This window comes from Actinomycetota bacterium (assembly GCA_040905475.1).
Taxonomy (GTDB): Bacteria; Actinomycetota; AC-67; order AC-67; family AC-67; genus DATFGK01.
This window is the reverse complement of the sequence record JBBDRM010000066.1, coordinates 1-22,040: the sequence shown is the minus strand read 5'-3', so window position 1 is coordinate 22,040 and position 22,040 is coordinate 1. Positions and strand designations below refer to the sequence as shown.

Below are 22,040 nucleotides of genomic sequence, written 5' to 3'. Positions count from 1 at the left end.
GCGGCCTGCTGCACTCATGCTGTCGTCGATTCCCTGGCTGTCGCGACGGTCATCAGCTCGTCGAGGAACGCCGGCGTCACGAACGATCGCGTCTGCTCGTCAGCCAGCAGCGTCCGCATGGCCTCGCCGCGGATGTCGCGACGGACATCGTCGCGCTCGGCCCAGTCGCTCACCGTCGCGTGCTTGGCCACGGCTTCGTCGAGCCGCCGCGCCAGGTCGACGAGAGCGTCGTCGCCGAGACCCGCCGGCGCCTGGGCACGCGTCAGGCTCAAGAACCCTTGGGCGCGCTCGGAGAGGCCGAGCGCCTCGTGGGCCTCCTTTTCGGCGGCCCAGTCGGCGACGAGGTCTTCGAGCAGGCTGAGCATGTCGGCATCGGCTTCCTCCTTCTGGCGACGGATGCGCTCGAGCCGTTCAGCCAGCGAGCGCGCGACGGGATCCGTGTCGCCGCCGCGGGCGCGGATCTCGTATTCGATCGCCGCCTCGACCTCGGCTGCCTTCTCCTCTGGCGAACCGGGCGCCTCCTCCAGGCGCTTGAGGTACTGGCCGTCGATGCGGTAGATCGGCAGGTCGCGCCGGAGACGCTCGACGGCGACCGCCTCTTGGACGAGGGCATGCGTGTGCGGGCGGTACTCGCGGATGTCGAAGTCGCTGTCGCGATCGTCGAGCCTCGCCCCGCGCCGCCACAGTGCGCGCACCCGCACGAGCCGACGGTAGTCATCGAGATGAGGCAGCAGCGCGGGGTCCGGCGCCAGCGTCTCGTAGGCCGACTGGGCGGCTTGGAAGCGCTCCTCGAACGACTCGGCCGCTGCCTTGTCGCCCATGAACCGGCGCAGCAACCACATCATCTGCTCGTACTCGTCGTCGTCGCGCGGCATGGCAGCTACGAGCGCGAGCGCCTCGGCAACGAGCGTCGGGAAGCTGTCTTTGAGCGACTGCAGGTCGAGGACGGCCATCTCGACGTCCTCGGGCGAGAACTCGGCGAACGCGGCCTGGAGGCGGTCGAAGACGCCCCAGTAGTCGACGATCACGCCGCGGTCCTTGGCCTTCTCCGGGTAGGGCCTGTTGGTGCGCATGATCGCCTGCAGAAGCTTGGCGCCTCGCAGCGGCTTGTCGAGGAACATCACCTGCTCGACCGGAGCGTCGAAGCCGGTTAAGAGCATGTCGGTGACGATCAACACTTTGAGCGGCGAGTCGTCGTCCTTGAAGGCGTTGATGAACTTCTTGCGCGCCTGCACCTCGCCGACGTCGAGCTCGGAGTCCTCGTCGACGACGACGTCTTCCCCACTCGCCTGCGAACCGTGCAGCCGGCGCCACTGCGCGTCGGCCGACCAGCGGCGCAGATGATCGTTCTCCGGCTTGGCGTCCTCCTTGACGTGCGGGGTGTAGATGACGGCGAGCTCCTCGGCCGGCATGCCGAGCTCGAGCAGAGCGTCGGCGACAAGCGCACAGGCCTCACGATCGACGGCGACGAACTGGGCCTTGAAGCCCTGCGGGAAGGTGCGCTCGCGGAGGTAGGCGAGCGCGTCGGTCACGACCGCCGCGACCCGCGCAGGCGCCTTGGCCACCACCTTCAGCCGCGCCGCATCGGCCTTGACCTTCTCCCGCTCCTCCTCGGGCAGCTCGTCGACCAAGGCGGCGAAGGAGCGATCGAGGTCTTCGCCTGTGAAGTGGGCCAGCTCGACGAGCCGCGGCTCGTAGACGACCTCGACGGTCGCCTCGTCCTCGATCGCCTCCTTCGGCGAGTAGGCGTCGAGGTAGCTCTCGTACCTGCCGTCGATCTCCGGCGCGAACGCCCGCCGAGTCGAATGGTCGCTCGACTCGATCGGCGTGCCGGTGAAGGCGAACAACTTCGCCGTCGGCAGCGCGCCGCGCATGCGCATCCCGTAGAGGCCCTCATGCGTGCGGTGGGCCTCGTCGACGAGGACGATCACGTTGTCGCGGTCGGCCAGCGTCGACGTCTGCTCGTCGAACTTCTGGACCGTGGTGATGATGACCCCGCGAGCGTCGGCGGAGAGCAGCGAGCTGAGCCTGGTGCGCGTCGTCGCTCGACTGACGCCCTTGAACTGACACGCGGTGAACGTCTCGTTGATCTGGTCGTCGAGGTCGCGGCGGTCGATGACGATGAAGATCGTCGGGTTGTTGAGTCCCACGTTCTTCAGCTTCCGTCCGGCGAAGAGCATGGTCAGGCTTTTGCCGGAGCCCTGGGTGTGCCAGACGATGCCGCGATCGTGCTCGCCGTCGAGGACGCGCCTTACCAGCTTGTTCGCGGCGCGGAATTGCTGGTAGCGGGCCAGCTTCTTCTTGGTGAGGCCGCCGCGCGTCTCGAAGACGACGAAGTTGGCGGCGACGTCGGCCAAGTTGTGCGGATCGAGCAGGCCGAGCAGTCCGATCTCAAGCTCACGGTCTTCCCCCTCCTGCGCTGCCGGCCTCTCGTACGGCCAGGTGTCCTTCCACTCGGCGTAGCTCGAGACGCCACGCGCGCCACTCGGCGCGGCGCGGAAGCGGAAGCCGTTGGTGGCGACGCAGACGGCTGCGTAGCGCTCGAGCTCGGGCGCGTCGGCCCAGTAGCCCTCGAAGTCCGAGACGGCCTCCTTCCAGTCCTCGTTGAAAGCCTTGGTTTCGACCAGGCCGAGCGGGATGCCGTTGATCAGGCAGGCGACGTCGACCCGCGGCTCGCGGATCGCTCCGGTCTCGAGCGCGAACTCGTCGCTGACGACGTAGCCGTTGCGCTCGGGACGCAACCAGTCGACGACGGTGATGTGACGCGAGCCCTGGTCGGGATTGAGCGGGATGTCGAAGCCGTCGCGCAGCATCTCGAGGAACGACTCGGAGTCGGTGACGCGCCGCAACGCCTCGACGATCTGCAGCGATTCGGTCTCGCTGAGGTCGTCGTTGAGCTGGCGCAGGGCGTCGACGAGCAGCGGCTCGACGAGCGCCTCCCCCATGCGCCCCTGGCGCAGCTCGTTCATCGCCTTGCGCTCGACAGGGCGCCAACCGATGGCGGCAAGATCGCCGACGATCTTCTGCTGGACGGGCTTCTCGGTGCCGAGCATCGTCATGCAGGGTCTTTGCCGGAAGACAGCAAACGCTCGAGAGCAGCAGCGACGACAGCGCCAAGGGCCGCTCGTTCGGCGTCAATGCGCCTGATCACGCGCTCGAGTTCGACGAACCGGGTTTGAGCGTCGAGGTCGGGCAGCTGGATCTCCACGTTCAGAAAATCCTGCGGGTTCAAGCGGCCACGACGTTCGGCTGTGCCCCTCGAGCGAATCCGCATCTCGTTCCAGAAGCTCGGCCTCCGACAGACAAGGGCGAGAAACTCCGGAAGCACCGCGTCCTCGTCGAGCGTGAAGGTGGGGAACTCGCTGGAAACGTACCCACCATCACTCGGCCGGAACGACGGTGATCGGGCCCTCCCATGCCGTCAGCTTGCGATAGACGAGCTGTCCAGTCCGAAGGCGCTGGAGGGTCGCGTAGGTCGTGTCGGCTCCAAAGATCGTCTCGCGCCAGAACAGCCCCTGACCAGCGTTGAGGACACCGACGATCGGATACTCCTCGGCCGCATCCACCCTGACCTTCGCACCATCGACGGTGGCGATTTCTCGCAATGCAATATGCCGCCACGCTTCGTGTCCGCGGCCGGAGATGTCGCGCACCGCCACGATCAGGGCATCGACGTGAGCCTCGGTCGAGCGCGTGCGGCGCGTGGCCACGTAGGCCTCGACCGACTCCTCAAATCCGAGCTCCGACTTCTCCCGGCGAGCTGCACCTTTGTACCGGCCTTCTCCTCCGACGTAGCGGCGGACGACAAGGTGGTACTTCTCGCTCGCGATCGCTTCACAACCCACCCAGCGCGCGAATCCCTCACGCTCCTCGCCGCCGTTGAAAATGGCGACTGCGTGCTCAATCGATTCGTCGCTGAGAATGTTCTTGGTATCCCGGCGCTCGAAGCCACCCGAGTTGTCGATCATCAGGACGCGGCCTTCGCGCTCGCTCGCCTTCGCCCGGTTGATGACGAGCACGCACGCGGGGATCCCCGCGCCGTAGAACAGGTCGACCGGCAGCTGGATGATCGCCTCGACGAGGTCGGCGTCAATAAGGTCCCTACGCACCGCTAGCTCGGCGCCGCCACGGAAGAAGACGCCGTTCGGTAGCACGACCGCGAGCCGTCCGTTCTCGTTCATCGACGCGACCATGTGCTGCAGGAAGGCCATCTCGCCGTGGCTCTTCGGCGGCAGGTGCTTGATCCTCCCGAACGGGTCGCCGCCGGCCTTCAGCCGCTCGTGGCCCCAGTTCTTCGACGAGAACGGCGGATTGGCGATCACGACGTCGAACGTCTTCAGCTTCACGCCCTCGACGAACGCCGGCGTCGCCAGCGTGTCGCCGAGCTTGATCTCGGCTGCGTCGCCGGCGCCGTGGAGCAACATGTTCATGCGCGCGATCGCCCACGTCTCCGGGTTGAGCTCCTGGCCGTAGACGAACAGCGAGCGCACGTTCACTCCCTGCGCGTCCGCGCGGGCGAGACACTGAAGCAAGAGACCACCCGACCCGCAGGTCGGGTCGTAGATGCGGTCGCCGGTCTGCGGCTCGAGCAGCCCGGCCATCAGCTTGCCGACCTCGGCCGGTGTGTAGAACTCACCGCCGCCCTTGCCCGAGGCGGCAGCGAACTTGGCGATCAGCCACTCGTAAGCCTGACCGAGCATGTCTGTCGAAACGCGGGTGGAGTCGAGCGACCCGAGTTCGTGGAAGTGCTCGACGATGCGCGCGAGGTCGTCGCTCGGCAGCGCCATCTTGTTGTTGAAATCGGTCCGCTCGAACACGCCGGCCAGCTGCTTCGGGTTGGCACGGCCGATCGCCGCCAGCGCGTCGTTCAGCGCCTGGCCCTGGAGCGCCTCGTCGGTGTCGCGGACGTCGTCCCAGGTGTGGCCGGCCGGGACCTGCAGGACGTGGAAGGCGGGGTCGCGCGCGAGCTCGTCGGTGGCGGCCTCACCGAGCTGCTCGAGCGCCCGCTCCGTCTCCTCCTTGTAGAGGTCGGAGGCCCGCTTAAAGAAAAGGAGAGCGAGGATGTAGTCCTTCTGGTTCGAGACCTTGTTGCGGAATAGGTCGGCTGCCTGCCAGAGGTGGTCCTCGAGGCGGCGCAGGGTCAGGGGAGCAGGCTCGCTCGTGGCCATCGCGTCAATCGTAGGGAGGGCCAGCAACCGGCGAGTCCTTTGCCGCTTCAGCTTGGCCGCGGCGCCACGACCACCCGCGTGGCCAAGCCGTCGTCGTCGCCACTGAGGTCACCCTCGAGCGCATCGGGGTTGGTCAGGCGGTGCTCCGGGTCGTAGACGAAGCAGACCAGCGTCTTGCAGTCGGGGTGGCCACGATAGTGCGCCTTGTCGATCGTTAGCTCCTCGACGACGCGCCGCTGGTCGAGACGCTCGCGCGTCATTTTGGTCTCGACCACCGTCTGTTCGCGCTTCAGGAGGAAGTCCATGCGCGTGCGCGAGCCGGCGTAGCTCGGCGCCCACTCCTCGGGGCGGATGTCATCGAAGTGCAGCTGCAGCAGGGCATGCAGCGTGTCTTGGACGTCGTACTCATCGTCGATCGTCAGCGCTGCGCGGTTGTCGTGCCGCGTCGCAAGCTGGCGGGCGAAGCGCGGGAAGCGGCGACAGAGGTTGACCATCAGTTCCGTCGCGTCGCGCTCGCTGCGGTCGAGCTGCCAGCGAGCGGCATGCGCCGACTTAAGAATGGTCTCGGTTGCCCGGCGAACGGTGGCGGCGATGACGGCCGCCCGTGCGGCGTCGCCGACGTCGAGTGGCTCGAACAACACGCGCTCGAGCAGCAGCTCGGTTATCGACGAACCAGCCGAGAGCGGCCGAGAGGCTGCTCGGCAGCGACGAGCGCCTGCAGGTCGAGCGGGACGAATGCGCCCCGAGCACGAACCTGACTGGGTGCGTCTAGCGGTTGTTGAGCGGGTCTTCGCCGCCGGCGTACTTGGTGCCAGTCTTGGCGAGGCCGCGGCTGATCATGTAGCCGATCCCGACGGCGGCGACGAGCGTCCAAGCGCGGACATCGTCGAGTGAGTCGGATACGGCCGAGGCAGCCAAGATGGCCACGATGAGGCCGGCCATCGCCCAGAACTCGGTGGTCTTCAGCGAGTGCTTGGTTTCGTCTGTGGTGCGATCGCCGGCGTAGGCCGGCGTCTTCGTGCGCGCCCGCTCAGTGGTTTCCATTGTTGCCATTGCTGTTCCTCCTCTTGAGGGTCGGACGAGGTGGAGGACTCACACGAGTCCTCTCGCTACTTGCCGTGCATGGAGTGATGTTTCTTGGCTCGTCGTCCAGTCGCCTGAGAGCGAGGAGACGATCGAAGCCCGTTGCCTCGAACGCAGTCATCGGCGTCCGCGGCCCAATGAGGACGAGCAGCTGGCCACCCTGCGCCTGCTGGCGTCGGCTCGCGCTGAGGAGCAGGGCGAGCGTCGTCGCGTCGATGAAGGTGACCAAGCGAAGGTCGACGGTCAGGTGGCGCACTTCTGCCAACGCGTCTTTGATCGCCGGGGCGCGGAAGAGGTCGAGCTCGCCAGCGAGGACGAGAACCGCTGATTCGCGCCCATACCGTTCGAGGGCCAGCGAAAACTCGGCTTGCACGGTCCGGGCTTGCGGCAATTCGCTCTCGAGGGCCCCAGCTGGCCCCCATCCCACAGCACCTGCTTCGGGCGGAGCGGTGGTGATTTGTTGTCTCATCACGCTGCCACCTTAGCCCAGTTCTGATGAACTATGGGCCTTACGATGAGGTATTTGATGAGGTATTTAGGAAGGATTGATGATATAACGTTCCTAGCGCTGGAAGTGCTGAGGAAGTAAGCTGGTCACCATGGAGCACGGCGATCTCGCGATCTACAGCATTGGCGCCGTTGAGCGCATGCTCGACATCCCGGCCGCGACGATCCGCAACTGGGAAGAGCGCTATGGGCTCGTGAAGCCCGAGCGGAGCACCGGCGGCCATCGGCTCTACACGCGCGGAGAGGTCGAGCAGCTCCGCTTCGTCAAGGAGGGACTCGATCGAGGGCTACAGCCGGCCGAGGCCCATCGCCTGCTCGGTGAGCAGCTCGAGCGCGGGAGCGGCTTCCGCTCAGCGGATGAGCGGGAGCAGGCGCCTCGCCTCCTGATCTTGCTCGCCGAGCGTGATCCGTACGCGGCAGAGTTCGCCGAGTTCTTCCTTCAGACCGAGGGCTACGACGTCACTCTCGCGCTCGATGCCGATGACGCAGCGCGCAAGTTCGAGCAACTCTTGCCCCAGCTCGCGGTGATCGAGCTGCTCATCTCCGGCGGAACGGGCGCCGATCTGTGCCAGCGTCTGAAGGAAGCCGGAGTGCCTGCGTGCCTGGTGATCTCGACGCTCGACGCGCGCGACCAGGCGCTCGCAGCCGGCGCCGACGCCTTTTTGCGGAAGCCGCTCGACCCGCTGCAGTTCGTCTCGACCGTCAAGGACTTGCTCGGGAAGAGCGCCTTCCTGCAAGGCGCGACGTCGCGATGAGCGAGCGTCTCCTGAGCGGCCATTCCCGCCTCGACGGCGTGCTCGGCGGCGGCCTCCCGGTGGACGCAATCAACATGCTCATCGGGCTTCCGGGAACCGGCAAGACGATCCTCGCTCAGCAATACCTGTTTGCGAACGCGACGCTCGATCGGCCCGCCCTCTACCTCGCCACGGTGTCGGAGCCGTTCGACAAAATCCTCCGCTACGGGCAGACCCTCCGCTTCTTCGACCCGGAAGCGGTCGGCCACTCCGTCTTCTACGAGGATCTCGGCCCGGCTCTCAACGAGCGCGGCCTCGCAGGCGTCCTCGAGCAGGTGACTGCGCTGATCAAGGAGCGCCGTCCGGGAATCATCGTGATCGACAGCTTCAAGGCCCTCTCTGCTTACGCGGAGGCTGCCGAGTTTCGCCGCTTCCTCCACGATTTCGCCGGCCACCTCTCCGCCTTCCCGGCCTCGTCGTTCTGGGTCGGCGAGTACGGCGAGGACGAGATCGCCGTGGCACCCGAATTCGCGGTCGCCGACGCCATCATCAGCCTCTCCACGACGCGAGCGTCCGAGCGCGAGACGCGTTCCCTCCGCGTCCTCAAGCTACGGGGAAGCGAATTCGCTCCCGGCCAGCACGCCTACCGCCTCTCGGCCAATGGGATCGACGTCTTCCCGCGACTCGCCGACCAGATCGACATGACCAGCTACCCGCTCGACGGAGCCAGGCACTCGTCCGGGATCGCCGCCCTCGACGACATGCTCGCCGACGGTTACTGGCCCGGCGCCTCCACGCTCTGCGCCGGCCCCTCGGGCTGCGGCAAGACCCTGATGGGCCTGCACTTCATCTTCAACGGCGTCCGCCAGGGCGAACCCGGCGTGCTGGCGACGCTCCAGGAACACCCGACCCAGCTCGCGCGGATCGTCGAGGGTTTCGGGTGGTCGGTTGACGAGGATGGCGTCGAGGCGATGTACCGCTCGCCTGTCGACATGTACATCGACGAGTGGGTCTACGACCTCCTCGAGACGGTGGAGCGCACCGGCGCACGCCGTGTCCTCATCGACAGCCTCACCGATCTCAAGCTCGCCTCGCCGGACGAGGTCCGGTTCCGCGAATACATGTACTCGCTCGTCCAGCGCTTCTCCCGCCAGGGAGTGAGCGTGTTCATGACCTCGGAGGTACCAGACCTCTTCCACGTGAGGCGACTCTCCGAGTTCGGCGTCTCACACCTCTCCGACAACGTCGTGCTCCTCCAATACACCCGCGACCAAGCAACCGTTCGCCGCGCCCTCACCGTCCTGAAGACCCGCGCGAGCCGACACGAACCGGAAACCCGCGAGTTCAGAATCACCCCCGAAGGGATCGTGCTCGGTGACCCGTTCATCCCTGCACAAAGGTTCGACTAGCACGAGCCGCGCGACGGGCAAGCGGAGGAGCGCGCACGTGCACGTCACCGACCTGCTCCTGCTGGAGGAACTCCACGCCCACTTGCCGGTCGGCTTGCTCGTCAACGACGCCGACACGCTCGAGATCCTCTACGCGAACCCCCCGCTTCCGGGTCTCGCCGGTCACGACCTGCCGCTCGAGCAGCTGATCCAGTCGCACCACGACGAACGAGTGCCGCACGTCCAAGCAGATGAACTGACGGCGCTCGTCGCAGACGTCGCCGCGACGGGAAGGCCGCGTCACCTGTCCGAGTTCCGTCACGACTCCCCGGGGCACGAGCCGAGCTGGTGGAGCGCAACCCTCCGCCGCATCGACACCGATCGCTGGGGCCCAGTCGTAGTCACGCTGGCGGTGGACACGACCGACCAGGTTCGCGCCCGGCACGTACTGAAGGAGCGGGAACGGCGGCGCCTAGCACTGAAGCAAGAGATTGCCGCCGTTTCGGGCCACAACCTCGTCGCCTCCCTCCAGCAGGTTGCCGATGGCCTCATCCTCGCCCTACCTGCCGACGTGACTGCGATCCGACTGCTCGACACAGACGCCAAGCTCCACCTCGTCGCCGCTAGCGGCCTTCGCCCCGCCGAGACTCGACGCCTCGCCCTGAACCCGATCAGCGTCCGCCGGCTCAAGACGATGATTGAAAGCGGTCCGCCGACAGCCCTCGGATCGCTGGGCCTCCACTGGGTCGAGGTGCGGTGGCTCGAGGCCGGCGGCGAACAGGTCGGGACTCTGACGATCGCTGCACGCAGCAAGCGGCGTCCGCCCAAGGACGACCTCACGCTGCTCAACGAGGCATCAGTCCAGCTCGGCCACGCCTTGGAAAACATTGAGCGGAGCCCACAGTTCCTTCGAAGCCGTTCTCTCGAGATGGCCCGTGTGAACACGGACGTACGCGAGGCCGCGCAAGCCCGCAGCGACGACCTCCGCCCGAGCGAGCTCGCGATACTCCGCCTATACGGCGAGGGACTTCGAACGGATCAAGTCGCTGAACTCCTCGTTCTCTCCCCGCACACAGTCCGGACACACGTTAGGAACGCCCGCCGCCGCCTTGGCGTCAGTTCTCGAGCCGAGGCACTCGACCTTCTCAAAGCTGCCGAGGCGGATCCCCCTGTGTGAGACTGGTCATTCCGCTGACACGGAGGCGAGATTTTTCCGCATTCTGACAACGGTCGGCGTAGCTTGCCGGCGAGAGCTCCGTGCGGAGCTCACCTCCAAAATCGAGAACTGACCTGTGGGGTGCCAAAACTCCGTTCGCGCCACTGGTCAGGCCGATTTGCAGGGAGAACCGGGTTTGGCACCAGACACACTCGCGAGGAGCTACGTCTCTGCCACGGGACGGATGACGCCGAAAAACTCAGAGATTGACCGTTCCTACGAGCTGGAAGCGGGCCGGAAAGATCGCATGCCCGCCCACGCGCGCGACCGCGACAAATCCGTCCTCGAGCGGCTGCCTGAGCGACTCGAGGGCCGGCCGCGGGAACTCCGGCAGCTCGTCGAGGAACAGGACTCCGCGATGTGCGAGCGAGACCTCGCCGGGCCGAGGGGTCGGGCCGCCGCCGACGATCGCCGGAGCGGAGGCTCCGTGATGAGGAGCGCGAGAGGGCGGCACCGCAACGAGCGTCTGCCCTTGGGGGAGCAGGCCGGCGACCGAGTGGATGCGCGTCACCTCGAGCGCCTCCTCGCGCGTCAGCCTGGGAAGGATGCCCGGCAGCCGCCGGGCGAGCATGGTCTTCCCCGTTCCGGGAGGGCCCATGAGGAGCAGGTTGTGCGAGCCCGCGGCGGCGATCTCGAGTGCGCGACCCTCGCTTCGACTGGTACGCGCATGCCGCAAAACGTCCCGCACGTCGCCAATCAAGACAACACTCCATCCCGCAGATATCACGCGGGAGGTCGCCGGAAGCTCCCGCCTCTGGAAGAGTTGAGCGCGCAGGGACCTTGGATCACGCGCTCCGCGACGCGCGTGACCAGGCACGTGACCGAGCCGCCGTTGGGGATGGGTTCTGGGGACAGGTGCGGGGATACTGAAGGCGACTCAGGGGTCTCCGAGGCAGGTGATGCTTAGCGCCTGAACAGCAGAGAATGCAGGGGAAACGGCCTCACGAGCGCGATTCCCGCCCACGGCAGTCGCACCGCGAATCCTCCATGGTAAGGAGGGGGTCGACGGTTCGAGTCCGTCAGAGGGCTTAGCTAAAGTACCTGCAAATGGGCACTATCTTGGTGTCTGTTTGTTAAACATGCGGACACATTTCGGACACATCTGCGGTACGCGGGGTGGAGTGCCGGAACCCATCACCCGTTCGATCCGCCCGAACCCGACCAGAGCTACTCACCCCGAAGCGGAACTCACGCGTCGGGCGTAGGGCGCGGCTACTTCGTCCCGATGCCGATGTTGATCGGGTTGGTTAGCACAGCCTTCTCGCTGCTACCGGCGCGCTCGCGCACCAGTCGCTCCAGCGACTGCTCGATCACCACCCGCTCGTCATCGGAGATGCCCAGGTCTCCGAGGATCCCTTCCGCGATCGGGTTGCTCGACACGAGCCACTCCCAGAGCTCTCTTCCGGTCTCGAACTCCAGGCTCTCCGTGATCGTCTCCACGACGACGTCTCTCAGTCCGGCCACCTCGAGCTCCCTTCGCAGCCTCTCGGGATCCTGCAGTTGGAACGGGAGCGGAGGCGGATCCGCGGGCGGGCCGTCGAAGTCGGGGCGAACGGACTGGATAGCGGCCACGAAGAAGCCTAAGAACTCGATCTCATGTGGGTTGCCATACACGTTCATCAGCACGCGGCCGCCCGGCTTGACGACGCGCACCATCTCGCTGATCCCCTTCGGCATGTCGGGAAACAGCATGACCCCGAACTGCGATCCGGCCATGTCGAAGCTGTCGTTGTCGAGGTCGAGCGCGTGACCGTCCATGACGCGGGTCTCGATCTCCAGCCCCTCCTTGCGCGCGCGCGCCGCGAGCTGCTCGAGCATGGCCGGGGACAGGTCCGTCGCCACGACCTGTGCGCCCAGGCGCGCCGCCGGGATGCTCAGGGCGCCGTTGCCCGCCGCCACATCGAGGAATCGCATCCCTGAACGGAGCTGGGCACGGCGCAGACCTTCATTGCCCAGCCACATGTGTGTCGGGGTGACGTTCCTGTCGTAGCCCGAGGCGATCCGGTCCCAGGCGATACGCGTTTCCTCCAGCTCCTGTGCGGTCACGACCTCGTGAGTGCTCATCGTTTCCTCCTCAACTGTCGCTCGCGTCTCCTCATCGTAGGCGCTACGAGCGGCGGGCGCGGCGATCAATCGGGAGTTCTCCCGATGCCGCTAGGCCGTGCTGCATCGCGAACAGCGCGTCGCCACCGCGCGTGTCGAGACACCGATCTTGCGGTAGGCGTGCTGGACGTGTGTGTCGGCCGTCTTGACGGCGATCCCGAGTGCGTGCGCGACCTGCTTCGTCTGTAGGCCGCGCGCGAGCAGCCCCACGACCTCGGCCTCGCGATCGGTCAGACCAGCGGGCCGCTCGATTCGGGGGACGGGCCGGCCAGCGGCGGCAAGCACCGCGGCGACTGCTTCGGCGTCGAGGCGCCCCGCGCGTACCTCCTGGCCCAGCGTCTCTGAGGCTTGCTCGGGCGCCAGCGCCTGGCGGTGAGGGCGCGGCTCGGTCATGGCGTGGTAGGCGTCGGCCACGGCCAATATCCGCGGCCGGTATGAGCGCCGCGGCCGCCGCCCCGCGGTGGTAGCCCGATCCGTCGAGTCGCTCGTGGTGGGCGGTTGCGACCGGGGCGAGCCCGGCGAGGAACGGCGAGCGGCTCCACGACGTGGGACGGGTCGTGGTCCCGATCCCGGTAGCCCTGGTTGGACGAGACGCAGTCGTCCACGCCGACGCCGAACTCGCGCCTGCTTTCCGCGGAGGGGCACCTGTGTCGGCACACCACATACGTGCGCGAACTTGCGAGCCAAACTCAGCGTCGTGTTCGGACGGTCGACAGGAGAGGACCCATGGCACTCGACCGAGCTTGGGATGTCTTCGCCGCCGCACAGCATCCGCTCGCGCCGCGCTTGTCGTGTCGACTCGCAGTGATGTTGGCTGTGCAAGCAACGCTTGACGGACACAAAACGGACACATCAGAAACGACACGTGCGACGTCTCGCGGCACATCTCCAGCGTCCGGATCAGCCTAATTTGCAGGCGAAACTGCGTCGCAGATGATCGCGCGTGTACGACTACAGGAGGGGGTCGACGGTTCGAGTCCGTCAGAGGGCTTCCGCTTATCTCCTGCTCAGCGCCTGCTTTCGTTGTCTGCTCGGACGCGATTCGCGCGTTTCGACGTCCACCGGGCGTCCACGAACGTCCACCACCTCGGCACTGAGGGTGTCGAGCAGCCGAATCGCGTGCTCGCGGCCGTCGCGGGCGAGGTGGCCGTAGTGGCGGTCGATCATGGTCAGGCTGGCGCCCATGTAGCGTGAGAGCTCGAAGGTTGAGAGACCGGCACGCAGCGCGAAGGTCGCGAAGGTGTGCCTGAGATCGTAGATGCGGCGGAAGGGCTCGATCCCGGCCGCGATCTGGGCGGGCTTCCAGTTGCGGTTTCGGAAGTTGTGGAGGTCGAGGTAGCCGCGGCGCTCGGCGGGGAAGAGCAGGTCGCCAGGGCCGCCAGGCGGTAGCTGGTCGAGCGCAGCGAGCGCGCGAGCCTGGAGCGGCACGGCGCGGATGCTCGCCTCGGTCTTCGGGTGGGTGAGGCGGCCTTTGCTGAAGGAGCGGTTCACGTAGGCGACGCGGCCGGCGCGGTCGATGTCCCGATGCTCGAGCGCGACCCATTCCCCGGGTCGCATACCGGTCGCAGCGGCGAAGAGCACCATCGCTCCGAGGCGCAGGCCGAGTCGGTTAGCGAGCGCCTCGAGTTGCGCCCACGACTCGAATGGCCGTTTCTCGGTGCGCCGCCGCTGCGGGTTCTCGACGCCTTGCTTGGCGGGGTTGACTTCGAGCAGCCGCCATACAACCGCTCTGGCGAGCACCTGGCGAAGCGCCTGGGTGGCCTCGAAGCGGTAGCCGGGTGTAACGGTCATCCGCCACGCCGAGATGTCGACCGGGTCGAGCTCGTCGAGGTAGTGGTCTCCGAAGGCTCGTATCGCGCGGCTGAGTAGGAAACGCAGCTTCGCCAGCGTTACCGGCGAGACCTCGTGTTGCGCGAGGTACTCGTCGACGAACTCAGCGAGGGTGATCCTTCTCCCCACTCCGCTGTCGCGCCGGTACTTCTCCAATGCGCGTTCCAACGCCGCCCGCGCGTCCGTTTCGCTCCTGAAGCCGCCGCGTTGCACCCGTTTCGAGTCACGTCCGCCGGTCCGGAAGCGGTACGCCCAGAGCTCGCCGCCGTCGCGCGCGACGGATGCGAGCTTGAAGACCTGTCCCTGTTGGATCATGAGAGCCTCCTCTCGATAGCGACCCCCTTCCAGCCCTGACGGTGACGCATCGGCCCGCCGTCCGCGCCCGCGGGTGCCGACAGACGCGCTCGTTAGGGTCCCCGCCGATCGCGGCCATGCCCGGAAAAGACCTTCAGCACCGGCTCGATGCGGCCCTGAGCGAACTGGAGCGCCTGCGCGCCGAGAACGAGAGGCTGCGCATGCTGCTCGCGCTCGCGCAAGACACGCGAGCGATCATCGATGCCGGGAACGGTGACGCTCGCTCTCCGGCTCACCTCGATTCCGGTGCTTCCGCGGTCGAGAAGGTCGCGTTGATCCGGAGCCTCTTCCGCGGCCGCGAGGATGTCTACGCGCTGCGCTGGGAGAACACCCGCACGGGAGAGAGCGGCTACGTGCCCGCAACGGCCGGCGGCTGGACGAAGACCGGGCCGAGGACGTACCTGCCGCTGACCGACGAGGCGATCGCGCGGCATCTTCACGGACGGGAGTCGATCGGCGTCTATCCGCTGCTCGAGGACGACAGCTGCTGGTTCCTCGCGTGCGACCTCGACGGCAAGACGTGGCAGCTCGACGCGCTCGCCCTGCTCGAGGCGTGCGCAGAGCGCAAGGTGGCGGCCGCGCTCGAGCGCAGCCGCTCGGGCGAGGGCGGCCACGTCTGGATCTTCTTCTCAGCGCCTGTCCGCGCTGCCTCGGCGCGGCGGCTGGGAGCACTGCTGCTCCGGGACGCGATCGGCCGCCGAGCCGAGCTGGACCTCGCGAGCTACGACCGGCTGTTCCCGAACCAGGACTTCCTGCCCCAGAAGGGGTTCGGGAACCTGATCGCGCTGCCGCTGCAAGGCCGCTGCCGTGTCGCCGAAACGAGTGTCTTCCTCGACCCGGAGACGATGGAGCCGTGGCCAGACCAGTGGGGATTCCTGAGTTCGCTGGAGCGCGTTTCGAGCCAACGGCTCGAGCATCTTCTCGACGAGCACGACGAGGTCGCGTTCGGCCTCGAAGCGCTATCTGCGCGCTGGCGGGCACGGCATGACGAGCGCGTGCCCGAGGAAGTGCCGTGCGCGATCGCAACCGATCTCGCCATTCCGCGTGGCGCGCTGCCGCCGTCGCTGCTTTCCAAGCTCAAACACCTTGCCTCGCTGCACAACCCGCTCTTCTACGAGCGGCAGCGGCTGCGCCTCTCGACCCACCAGACGCCACGTCTGATCCGTTGCTACGAGGAAGACCTCACCCACCTCCACCTACCGCGTGGCCTGCTCGCCCAAGTCGAGGACGCGGTCGCAGCTGCAGGTAGCCGGCTTGTGACCGACGATCACCGGCCGGCACACGAACGGTTGCCGCTCGAGTTCCGCGGCGAGTTGACGCCTCAGCAACAGCAGGCGGTCGTGGCGATGCTGGCACATGACGGCGGCGTGCTCGTCGCCCCGCCCGGCGCCGGCAAGACGGTAATCGCCTGCGCGCTCATCGCGGAACGCCAGCTGCCGACGCTGATCCTCGCCCACAGCAAGCCGCTGCTCGAGCAATGGCGGACGCGGCTCCAGACGCTGCTTGGTCTCCCCTCGAAACAGATCGGGCAGCGCGGCGGCGGCAGGCGGAAACTCACCGGGATCGTCGACCTCGCAATGATCCAGAGCCTGAAGGCAGTCGACGACCTGGAAGCGTTCTTCGCCGGCTACGGGCTCGTCGTCATCGACGAATGCCACCACCTACCCGCCTTCTCGTTCGAATCAGCGGTCCGGCGCGCGCCGGTCCGCCATTTTCTCGGCCTCACCGCCACTCCCTACCGTCGCGACGGTCTGCAGGAGATCGTCGCCATGCAGTGCGGACCGATCCGCCACCAGATCGGAACGCGCGAAGGCCCGGCGGGAGAGATCGACCTCGAACTCCGTGTACGCCAGACGACGTTCGCGCCGGCCGGCGCCGCCGAGACGCCGATCCAGGAGATGTTCCGGCTGCTCGTGCAAGACCAAAGACGCAGGACGCTTGTCTGCGACGACGTGATCGACGCGCTCGCAGAGGGCCGACGCTGCTTGGTGCTCAGCCAATGGAGGGAGCACTGCGCCCTCCTGGCTGACGCGTTGCACAGCAGCGGCGTGGAACCGATCGTGCTGGAGGGCGGTCTCGGCAAGCGCGTACGCACCGCCCTCCTCGACCGGATCGAGCGCTCGGCACCGGACGAGCCGCTCGCCGTCGTCGCCACCGGCCAGTACCTCGGCGAGGGCTTCGACTGCCCCAGCTCGACACCCTCTTCCTCGCCTTTCCCGTCTCCTTCAAGGGCCGCCTCGTCCAATACACCGGCCGGCTCATGCGCGCCCACGAGAACAAGCGCAGCGTTCGCGTCTACGACTACGCCGACGTCCGCGTCCCCGTACTGCGCGCAATGCACGCCCGCCGCCTGAGCACCTACAAGACGCTGGGATTCACCAGCGGGCAGTCGCCCGCCGCCGCGCCCTCAGCGCAGCTCAGCGTTCCTATACTGGCTGCATGACCGTCACGATCGATCTTCCCGAGGATGCGCTCGCGCGGCTGCAGGCCGAGGCGACGCGACGCGGCGTCAGCATCGACCTAGTGATCGCGGAGTTGGCGGAAGCCCTTCCCGTTGAGAGCTCAGCCGCTCCGCGGACCTTCTCGTTCGTCGGCCTCGGCTCGTCAACCTCCGGCCGCTACGCCCGAGATACCGACGACCTCCTAGCCGACGGCTTCGGCCGAGACTGAGGCGTGCTCGTCGACACGAGCGTTCTGCTCGCGGCCGCCGACAATGCCGACCCCGATCACGAGGCCTGCGCCCAGGCGGTAGCGGGCGCAGGTCCGCTCATCACCACGCCGCTCGTGATTGCGGAGACCGCCTACCTGATCCGCCGGCAGCTCGGCGCCGCCGCGGAAGCAGCCTTCTTCCGCGCCGTCGCTGCAGGCGAGCTCCAAGTCGAGCCGCTCACGCCCGCGGATGGCCGCCGGATCGCCGACCTGATCGAGAGGTACGCCGACCTCGGACTGAGCGGAACCGACGCAAGCCTGATCGCCATCGCCGAGCGGCTCACGGCCACGCAGATCGCCACCCTCGACCGCCGCCACTTCGGCACCGTGCGACCGCGTCATGCCGCGGCGTTCGAACTCGTTCCCTGAACCGATCGCCGGTGAGACGCGCGTTGTCTGGTCATGCGACAGAACGCGGACACAAAACGGACACATCAGAACGACACGCGCGACGTCCCGCGACGCATGTCCACTTCCGGTAACCGACTGATTTGCAGCGGAAACGGCGCCGCGAATGTTCGTTCATGCACGCGCGTGACGTGGTAAGGAGGGGGTCGACGGTTCGAGTCCGTCAGAGGGCTCTGCGAAGTTCCTGCTAATCAGCCCCTTCCGCGTGCCGTCGCCGCGCCCTGTCGTGGCGTCGGTGTCCACCGAGCGTCCACCGTCCGTCGAGAGCCGCGTTCGCGAGAGCTCGAAACCGTGCCGTGATGCGGCTTTGCGGGTCTCAGCGCCGGCGTCCACCCAGCGTCCACGGCCCGCTCGAGCGCGAGCGCATCGAGGAGCGAGACGGCGTGCTGGTAGCTGTCGATCGCGAGGTGGCCGTAGTGGAGGTCGATCATCGCGATGCTCGTGCCCATGAACCGCGAGAGCGCGAACACCGGGACGCCGGCGCGGAGCGCGAAGGTCGCGTAGGTGTGGCGCAAGTCGTAGAGGTCACGTAACGGCTCGATCCCGACCGCTCTCTGGACGGGCTTCCAGTGGCGGCGGTTGAAGTTGCGGAAATCGAGGTAACCGCCGCGCGAGTTCGGGAACAGCAGCGGGCTCTCTTTACGCGGCCGTAGCTGCTCGAGCGCCTCGAACGCGATCGCCTGCAGCGGAACCGCACGTCTGCTCAGCCGCGTCTTCGGGTGTTTGACCCGTCCGTTCGCGTACGCCCGTCGGATCTGGACGACGCCGGCGGCGCGATCGATGTCGCCGTGTTCGAGCGCGAACAGCTCCGAGGGCCGGAGTCCGGTCGCGGTCGCGAACACGATCATCGGCCCGAACATTGGCCCGAGCCGCTCGGCGACCGACCGGATCTGCGGCCAGGAATCGAACGGCCGCTGCTCCCGGCAGCGCCGGCCGGGATTCGGCACCCCGCGCTTGGCCGGGTTCTCGTCGATCAGCTTCCATGCGACCGCCCGATTCAGCACCTGCCGCAGCGCCTGCGTCGCTTCGAAGCGATGCCCCTCCGGAACCGTCAGCCGCCACGCACAAACCTGCTCCGGCGAGAGTTCAACAAGATGCACTCCACCCAGCTCGGCCGTCGCCTTCCCGAGCAGCCAGCGAAGCTTCGCGACCGTGACCCGTTCACCCTGATGAGCCTCCAGGTACTCCGCCACCCACTCACCGAGCGTCAGCGTCGCCGAACGGCCACCGGGCACCAGCCGGGCCAGCTTGTTCTGAAGCGCCCGCTGCGCCTCCGCCCTGCTGCTGAACCCGCCCACCTGCAGTCTCGCGGACTCGCGGCCCGCGACGCGATACCGGTAAGCCCACAACGGCTCCCCCTCCGCCGACCTCGCCTTCAGCTTGAACACCTGACCCTGCTGAATCACCTCCGAACCTCCTCGATCGACAACGAGACCGAGGAATCACACCGGCGCAGCGGCCATGACCACCCCACTCACCCAGAGGGCGTCACCGGTTGAGCCCCCACGTTGGCCGGACCGCGTGATACACAGCCGACACCGACTTCGGTGCCGTGAAGGCCCCACCGGTGGCAATCCGACCGACGCGCGCGTCTGGCCAAAGCACGCTGGCGCAGGAGACGGACCTGTCGCATCGGCGAAATCGCGCGAGGTCTCAGTGGCCGGAGATCACCGTCGAAACCCGCGCCGGAGTAGCATCGACGGGGTGTCGAGTCGACTCGAAGCGGGTCGAGGTCGAACTATCGGGGCGTCTCGAGGCGGGGAGGGTCGCGCTTCCGTCCGAAACTACGATCGATCTATGTTCCTGGCCGGCGACCTTTGCGCGAATGAAGAGGGAACAAGACGACCGCCGGTCTGGCCACGCCGGAGGTCGCGGGTTCGCGGGTTCGAACGTTCGTCGGTTTGGCAGCGCGCTATGGGGAAGCCAAATTGGCTGCCTCGTCGCTGACGTCCGTGCCGGCTGCGATCCACGATCACGACGTCGGTCAGCGATCAGCCCAGGGAGTCCGTCCCTAATAGCTCCTCGTCGGGGATGGCGACGGAGGCATGGATCTGGACGGCCTTCCACTCGCCGTCTTCCCGGCGAAAGACGGCGCTCCAGCGAAAATTGATCTCGTTCCCGCCGCGCAAGGTAAGAGTCGGGCGCGTGTTCCCCCAGCCGACGTTGCCCTCACGGAAGGCAACGGGCTCGCCGGGGGAGATCTTGAGAGTGCCACCCAGCGCCTCCACCGCCCCTTTGAGGAACTCGCCCACGCGCCCACCCGCCAGCCACTCGTTCGAGTCCGTTCCGGCGAGACGCACAGCGGCCCCGCGCGAGACATGGCGGTCGAACCAACTACCGTCTCCTCTGGAGAAAGCGTCCCACCAGTCGACGATCACTTCTTCCAACTCGGGCGATCGCTCCATCCGTTCTCTCCCTCCATGCTGCTTGATCGCCGTCCAGATGCCATCGTGAAGGCGTCAAGACTCGCATATGGAGACGCGCCGAGCGCGGGGCTTCAAGACGCCTCGCGGCCATCCGACTCGGCCTGTCACGCCGGAGGTTCGAGTCCCGTCGCTTCCGTAACTCAAAGAGCCTGCAAATAGGCATGTTGGTTCGACCTCACGTAGAGAGAGGCGTTCCAAATCGCGTACAACGACATGGACCCGACGAACCAGAGTTCATCTTTCCCGTCGATTAGTTCCGGTTGCCGGCCTCGAGCTGGCGCCCCTCGATCCGCAGGTGCGCGGCGAGTTCCTCGTCGTCGGTCACGTCGTTCAGGATCGCGCAGACGATTATTCGTCCGGCAACGTCGCGGCGTCGATCAACTTGCGCGAGCGGCGACTAGCCATCGCTCCAGGCGGGCGCGCCTGGGAGAAGGCTGGCGTTGCCTCGCCGCGGTTCATGTCGTAGGCTCGTCGCACAGGGCGAAAAGGAGGACTCCATGTGGGCTCGCGTGAGCACATACAAACTTCCCGCCGATGACGTCGAGGGCGCTATCGGGCGATTCAGCCAAGCGCTCGGTGAGGTACAGGAACCCGGACTCGAGCGCGCCGAGCTGCTCGTCGACCGCTCGAGCGGTAAGGCAGTGACGGTCACTGTCTGGGACAGCGAGGAGACGCTCCTCTCGAGCGTCGAAGCTGCCAATCGGATTCGCAGCGGCGCTGCGGAAGCAGCCAGCGTGTCGATCGAAGACGTGTCGCACTACGAGATCATCGAGGGGTAAGCCGGGGTCGCGACGGTCACGGGCGCCTAGCTTGTCGTGACCAGGCTCCTCGGCTTCCTCCTTTAGCCTGGCACTGACCGGCTCGTCCGTTCCGGTGTACTCGCGGACACTGGCGCTTTCGAGGCGGTACTAGAGTGTCGTCGTGCTGAGAGGGCGCTGCGGATGCAATGCCGCAGGGTTCAAGGTGTCTGACGAGTTTATCGTCGCGTTCAACTGCCACCTGCTCGAACTGCTGTGCAATGACGGGCTCGGCCTTCTTGCCGTGGGGCGAGATCGAGCCCGAGAAGTTGAGGGTGACCGAGGGTGTGGACCCGTTGATGTTGATCGGCGACGCCGATGGCCACCACGCGAGGCGCTGCGGGAAGTGCTTCTCACTGCTGTATTGGACGGGCCACGAAGGCAAGATCCGTGTGCCGTATGGGTCATTGATCGACAAGCCGGCGCTCAAGCCGACGGCCCACATGTTCGTCGGGTCGAAGGCTCCGTGGTATGAGATCCTCGACGACCTCCCGCAGCACGACGAGGGACCCGTGGTCTTGATCGGCTGATACGGCTCGCGACCACCTCTCAGGCGTCATTCCCGAGCGCTGGCGCAGACGGGCGGTCTCGACCTTGAGGGCTAACCGACGGCTGTTCTAGGCTCGCGGCGTGGGCATGTCTGAGTACGTGCGACGTCTGAGGGAGAAGGTCGGCCACGACCTGCTCTTCTGGCCTTCTGCTGCCGTCCTGGTCAGAGACCGGGACGGGAAGATCTTGCTCGTTCAGCATGTCGAGGGCCACTGGATGCTTCCGGCCGGGGCTGTCGATCCGGGAGAGACGCCCGCAGAGGCGGCGCGACGCGAGGCGCGTGAAGAGGCGTCGGTCCAACTCGAGCTCGTCCGCGTTGCTGGTGTCTTCGGCGGCGATCCCCACTTCCGCATGACATACGCGAACGGCGACGAGGTTGCATGGGTTACGACCTTGTTCGAGGCGAACATCGTCGACGGCGCCCCGGCCCCGGGGGACGACGAGATCGCCGACGTCCGGTGGGTCACGATTGCCGAGGCATTCGAGCTCGGGATTTCGCCTTCCACGCGCCACATGCTCGAGCGCTTGCAAGAGGGCGTCATGTTCGACCCCTAGCCGAGTGCTCGAGAGGACACCTATTCATCCCCCGGCTCAGGGAACATTCCCGAACGCTCGCACAGACAAGCGTCGCTCTCCACGCTCCAACGGGCAGCGAAGCAGGGCTACTTACCCGTACCGGAAGTCGCCACGGCGATCTGCGTCGGGGGTCGCGACGAGCTGATCGCCCCGATGATGCGGGGATGTCCATCGACGAGCGGCATCGCATGA

Annotated in this window: 19 protein-coding genes, 1 tRNA gene and 1 pseudogene; 10 read left to right on the top strand and 11 right to left on the bottom strand. The window is 66.8% G+C overall.

What is annotated here, in order from left to right:
* Positions 1-14: 14 nt before the first annotated feature.
* From WEB06_06315 to WEB06_06295, 5 genes are all read right to left on the bottom strand, one after another.
* On the bottom strand, positions 15-3,053 hold the full coding sequence (locus tag WEB06_06315; GenBank protein MEX2555228.1) for an HsdR family type I site-specific deoxyribonuclease: 3,039 nt from the start codon (positions 3,051-3,053) through the stop codon (positions 15-17).
* A gap of 2 nt (positions 3,054-3,055) precedes the next feature.
* Entirely contained in the window at positions 3,056-3,232 is a 177-nt protein-coding gene (locus WEB06_06310; GenBank protein ID MEX2555227.1) for a hypothetical protein, read from the bottom strand.
* Between the two features lie 148 nt (positions 3,233-3,380).
* Positions 3,381-5,168, bottom strand: coding sequence for a class I SAM-dependent DNA methyltransferase (locus WEB06_06305; GenBank protein ID MEX2555226.1), 1,788 nt, complete (start codon positions 5,166-5,168; stop codon positions 3,381-3,383).
* A gap of 47 nt (positions 5,169-5,215) precedes the next feature.
* Positions 5,216-5,809 carry a hypothetical protein gene (locus WEB06_06300; protein ID MEX2555225.1) on the bottom strand — a complete coding sequence of 198 codons (594 nt, stop codon included), beginning with the start codon at positions 5,807-5,809 and terminating at the stop codon, positions 5,216-5,218.
* Positions 5,810-5,936: 127 nt separating this feature from the next.
* Positions 5,937-6,221 carry a hypothetical protein gene (locus WEB06_06295; protein ID MEX2555224.1) on the bottom strand — a complete coding sequence of 95 codons (285 nt, stop codon included), beginning with the start codon at positions 6,219-6,221 and terminating at the stop codon, positions 5,937-5,939.
* A gap of 629 nt (positions 6,222-6,850) precedes the next feature.
* On the opposite strand from WEB06_06295, the gene WEB06_06290 reads away from it, so the two are divergent.
* The 3 genes from WEB06_06290 to WEB06_06280 are packed head-to-tail and all read left to right on the top strand — an operon-like array spanning position 6,851 to position 10,057.
* Entirely contained in the window at positions 6,851-7,513 is a 663-nt protein-coding gene (locus WEB06_06290; GenBank protein ID MEX2555223.1) for a MerR family transcriptional regulator, read from the top strand.
* Entirely contained in the window at positions 7,510-8,901 is a 1,392-nt protein-coding gene (locus WEB06_06285; GenBank protein MEX2555222.1) for an ATPase domain-containing protein, read from the top strand. Before WEB06_06290 ends, WEB06_06285 begins: the two co-directional genes overlap by 4 nt.
* Before the next feature lie 37 nt (positions 8,902-8,938).
* Complete coding sequence (locus WEB06_06280; GenBank protein ID MEX2555221.1) at positions 8,939-10,057, top strand: LuxR C-terminal-related transcriptional regulator; 1,119 nt, start codon at positions 8,939-8,941, stop codon at positions 10,055-10,057.
* Between the two features lie 244 nt (positions 10,058-10,301).
* On the opposite strand, the pseudogene WEB06_06275 reads toward WEB06_06280, so the two are convergent.
* A pseudogene (locus WEB06_06275) lies at positions 10,302-10,739 on the bottom strand (ATP-binding protein).
* A 315-nt stretch (positions 10,740-11,054) separates the two neighbouring features.
* Between WEB06_06275 and WEB06_06270 the strand changes: the two are divergent.
* Positions 11,055-11,125: transfer RNA gene (locus WEB06_06270), tRNA-Thr, on the top strand.
* 183 nt (positions 11,126-11,308) lie between these two features.
* Here the strand turns inward: WEB06_06270 and WEB06_06265 are convergent.
* From WEB06_06265 to WEB06_06255, 3 genes are all read right to left on the bottom strand, one after another.
* Complete coding sequence (locus tag WEB06_06265; protein ID MEX2555220.1) at positions 11,309-12,160, bottom strand: class I SAM-dependent methyltransferase; 852 nt, start codon at positions 12,158-12,160, stop codon at positions 11,309-11,311.
* Positions 12,161-12,250: 90 nt separating this feature from the next.
* Positions 12,251-12,613 carry a LuxR C-terminal-related transcriptional regulator gene (locus tag WEB06_06260; protein MEX2555219.1) on the bottom strand — a complete coding sequence of 121 codons (363 nt, stop codon included), beginning with the start codon at positions 12,611-12,613 and terminating at the stop codon, positions 12,251-12,253.
* Between the two features lie 582 nt (positions 12,614-13,195).
* Positions 13,196-14,344 (bottom strand): site-specific integrase, encoded by a 1,149-nt coding sequence (locus WEB06_06255; GenBank protein ID MEX2555218.1) that lies wholly within the window; start codon positions 14,342-14,344, stop codon positions 13,196-13,198.
* 116 nt (positions 14,345-14,460) lie between these two features.
* Here WEB06_06255 and WEB06_06250 point away from each other — a divergent pair, with 116 nt between their 5' ends.
* From WEB06_06250 to WEB06_06240, 3 genes are all read left to right on the top strand, one after another.
* Positions 14,461-16,737, top strand: a complete 2,277-nt coding sequence (locus WEB06_06250) for a DEAD/DEAH box helicase family protein (protein ID MEX2555217.1) — start codon at positions 14,461-14,463, stop codon at positions 16,735-16,737.
* Between the two features lie 85 nt (positions 16,738-16,822).
* Positions 16,823-17,053, top strand: a complete 231-nt coding sequence (locus tag WEB06_06245; GenBank protein ID MEX2555216.1) for a CopG family transcriptional regulator — start codon at positions 16,823-16,825, stop codon at positions 17,051-17,053.
* Positions 17,054-17,056: 3 nt separating this feature from the next.
* Positions 17,057-17,461: a PIN domain-containing protein gene (locus WEB06_06240; GenBank protein MEX2555215.1), complete on the top strand. Its 405-nt coding sequence runs from the start codon at positions 17,057-17,059 to the stop codon at positions 17,459-17,461.
* 230 nt (positions 17,462-17,691) lie between these two features.
* Here the strand turns inward: WEB06_06240 and WEB06_06235 are convergent, their stop codons facing one another.
* Positions 17,692-18,906, bottom strand: coding sequence for a site-specific integrase (locus WEB06_06235; protein ID MEX2555214.1), 1,215 nt, complete (start codon positions 18,904-18,906; stop codon positions 17,692-17,694).
* Between the two features lie 585 nt (positions 18,907-19,491).
* Positions 19,492-19,905 carry a nuclear transport factor 2 family protein gene (locus WEB06_06230; GenBank protein ID MEX2555213.1) on the bottom strand — a complete coding sequence of 138 codons (414 nt, stop codon included), beginning with the start codon at positions 19,903-19,905 and terminating at the stop codon, positions 19,492-19,494.
* A 518-nt stretch (positions 19,906-20,423) separates the two neighbouring features.
* Here WEB06_06230 and WEB06_06225 point away from each other — a divergent pair.
* The 3 genes from WEB06_06225 (at position 20,424) to WEB06_06215 (ending at position 21,827) form a co-directional block, all read left to right on the top strand.
* Positions 20,424-20,705 carry a hypothetical protein gene (locus tag WEB06_06225; protein MEX2555212.1) on the top strand — a complete coding sequence of 94 codons (282 nt, stop codon included), beginning with the start codon at positions 20,424-20,426 and terminating at the stop codon, positions 20,703-20,705.
* Between the two features lie 239 nt (positions 20,706-20,944).
* On the top strand, positions 20,945-21,253 hold the full coding sequence (locus WEB06_06220) for a GFA family protein (protein ID MEX2555211.1): 309 nt from the start codon (positions 20,945-20,947) through the stop codon (positions 21,251-21,253).
* A 106-nt stretch (positions 21,254-21,359) separates the two neighbouring features.
* Positions 21,360-21,827: an NUDIX domain-containing protein gene (locus WEB06_06215; GenBank protein MEX2555210.1), complete on the top strand. Its 468-nt coding sequence runs from the start codon at positions 21,360-21,362 to the stop codon at positions 21,825-21,827.
* Positions 21,828-22,040: the final 213 nt, after the last annotated feature.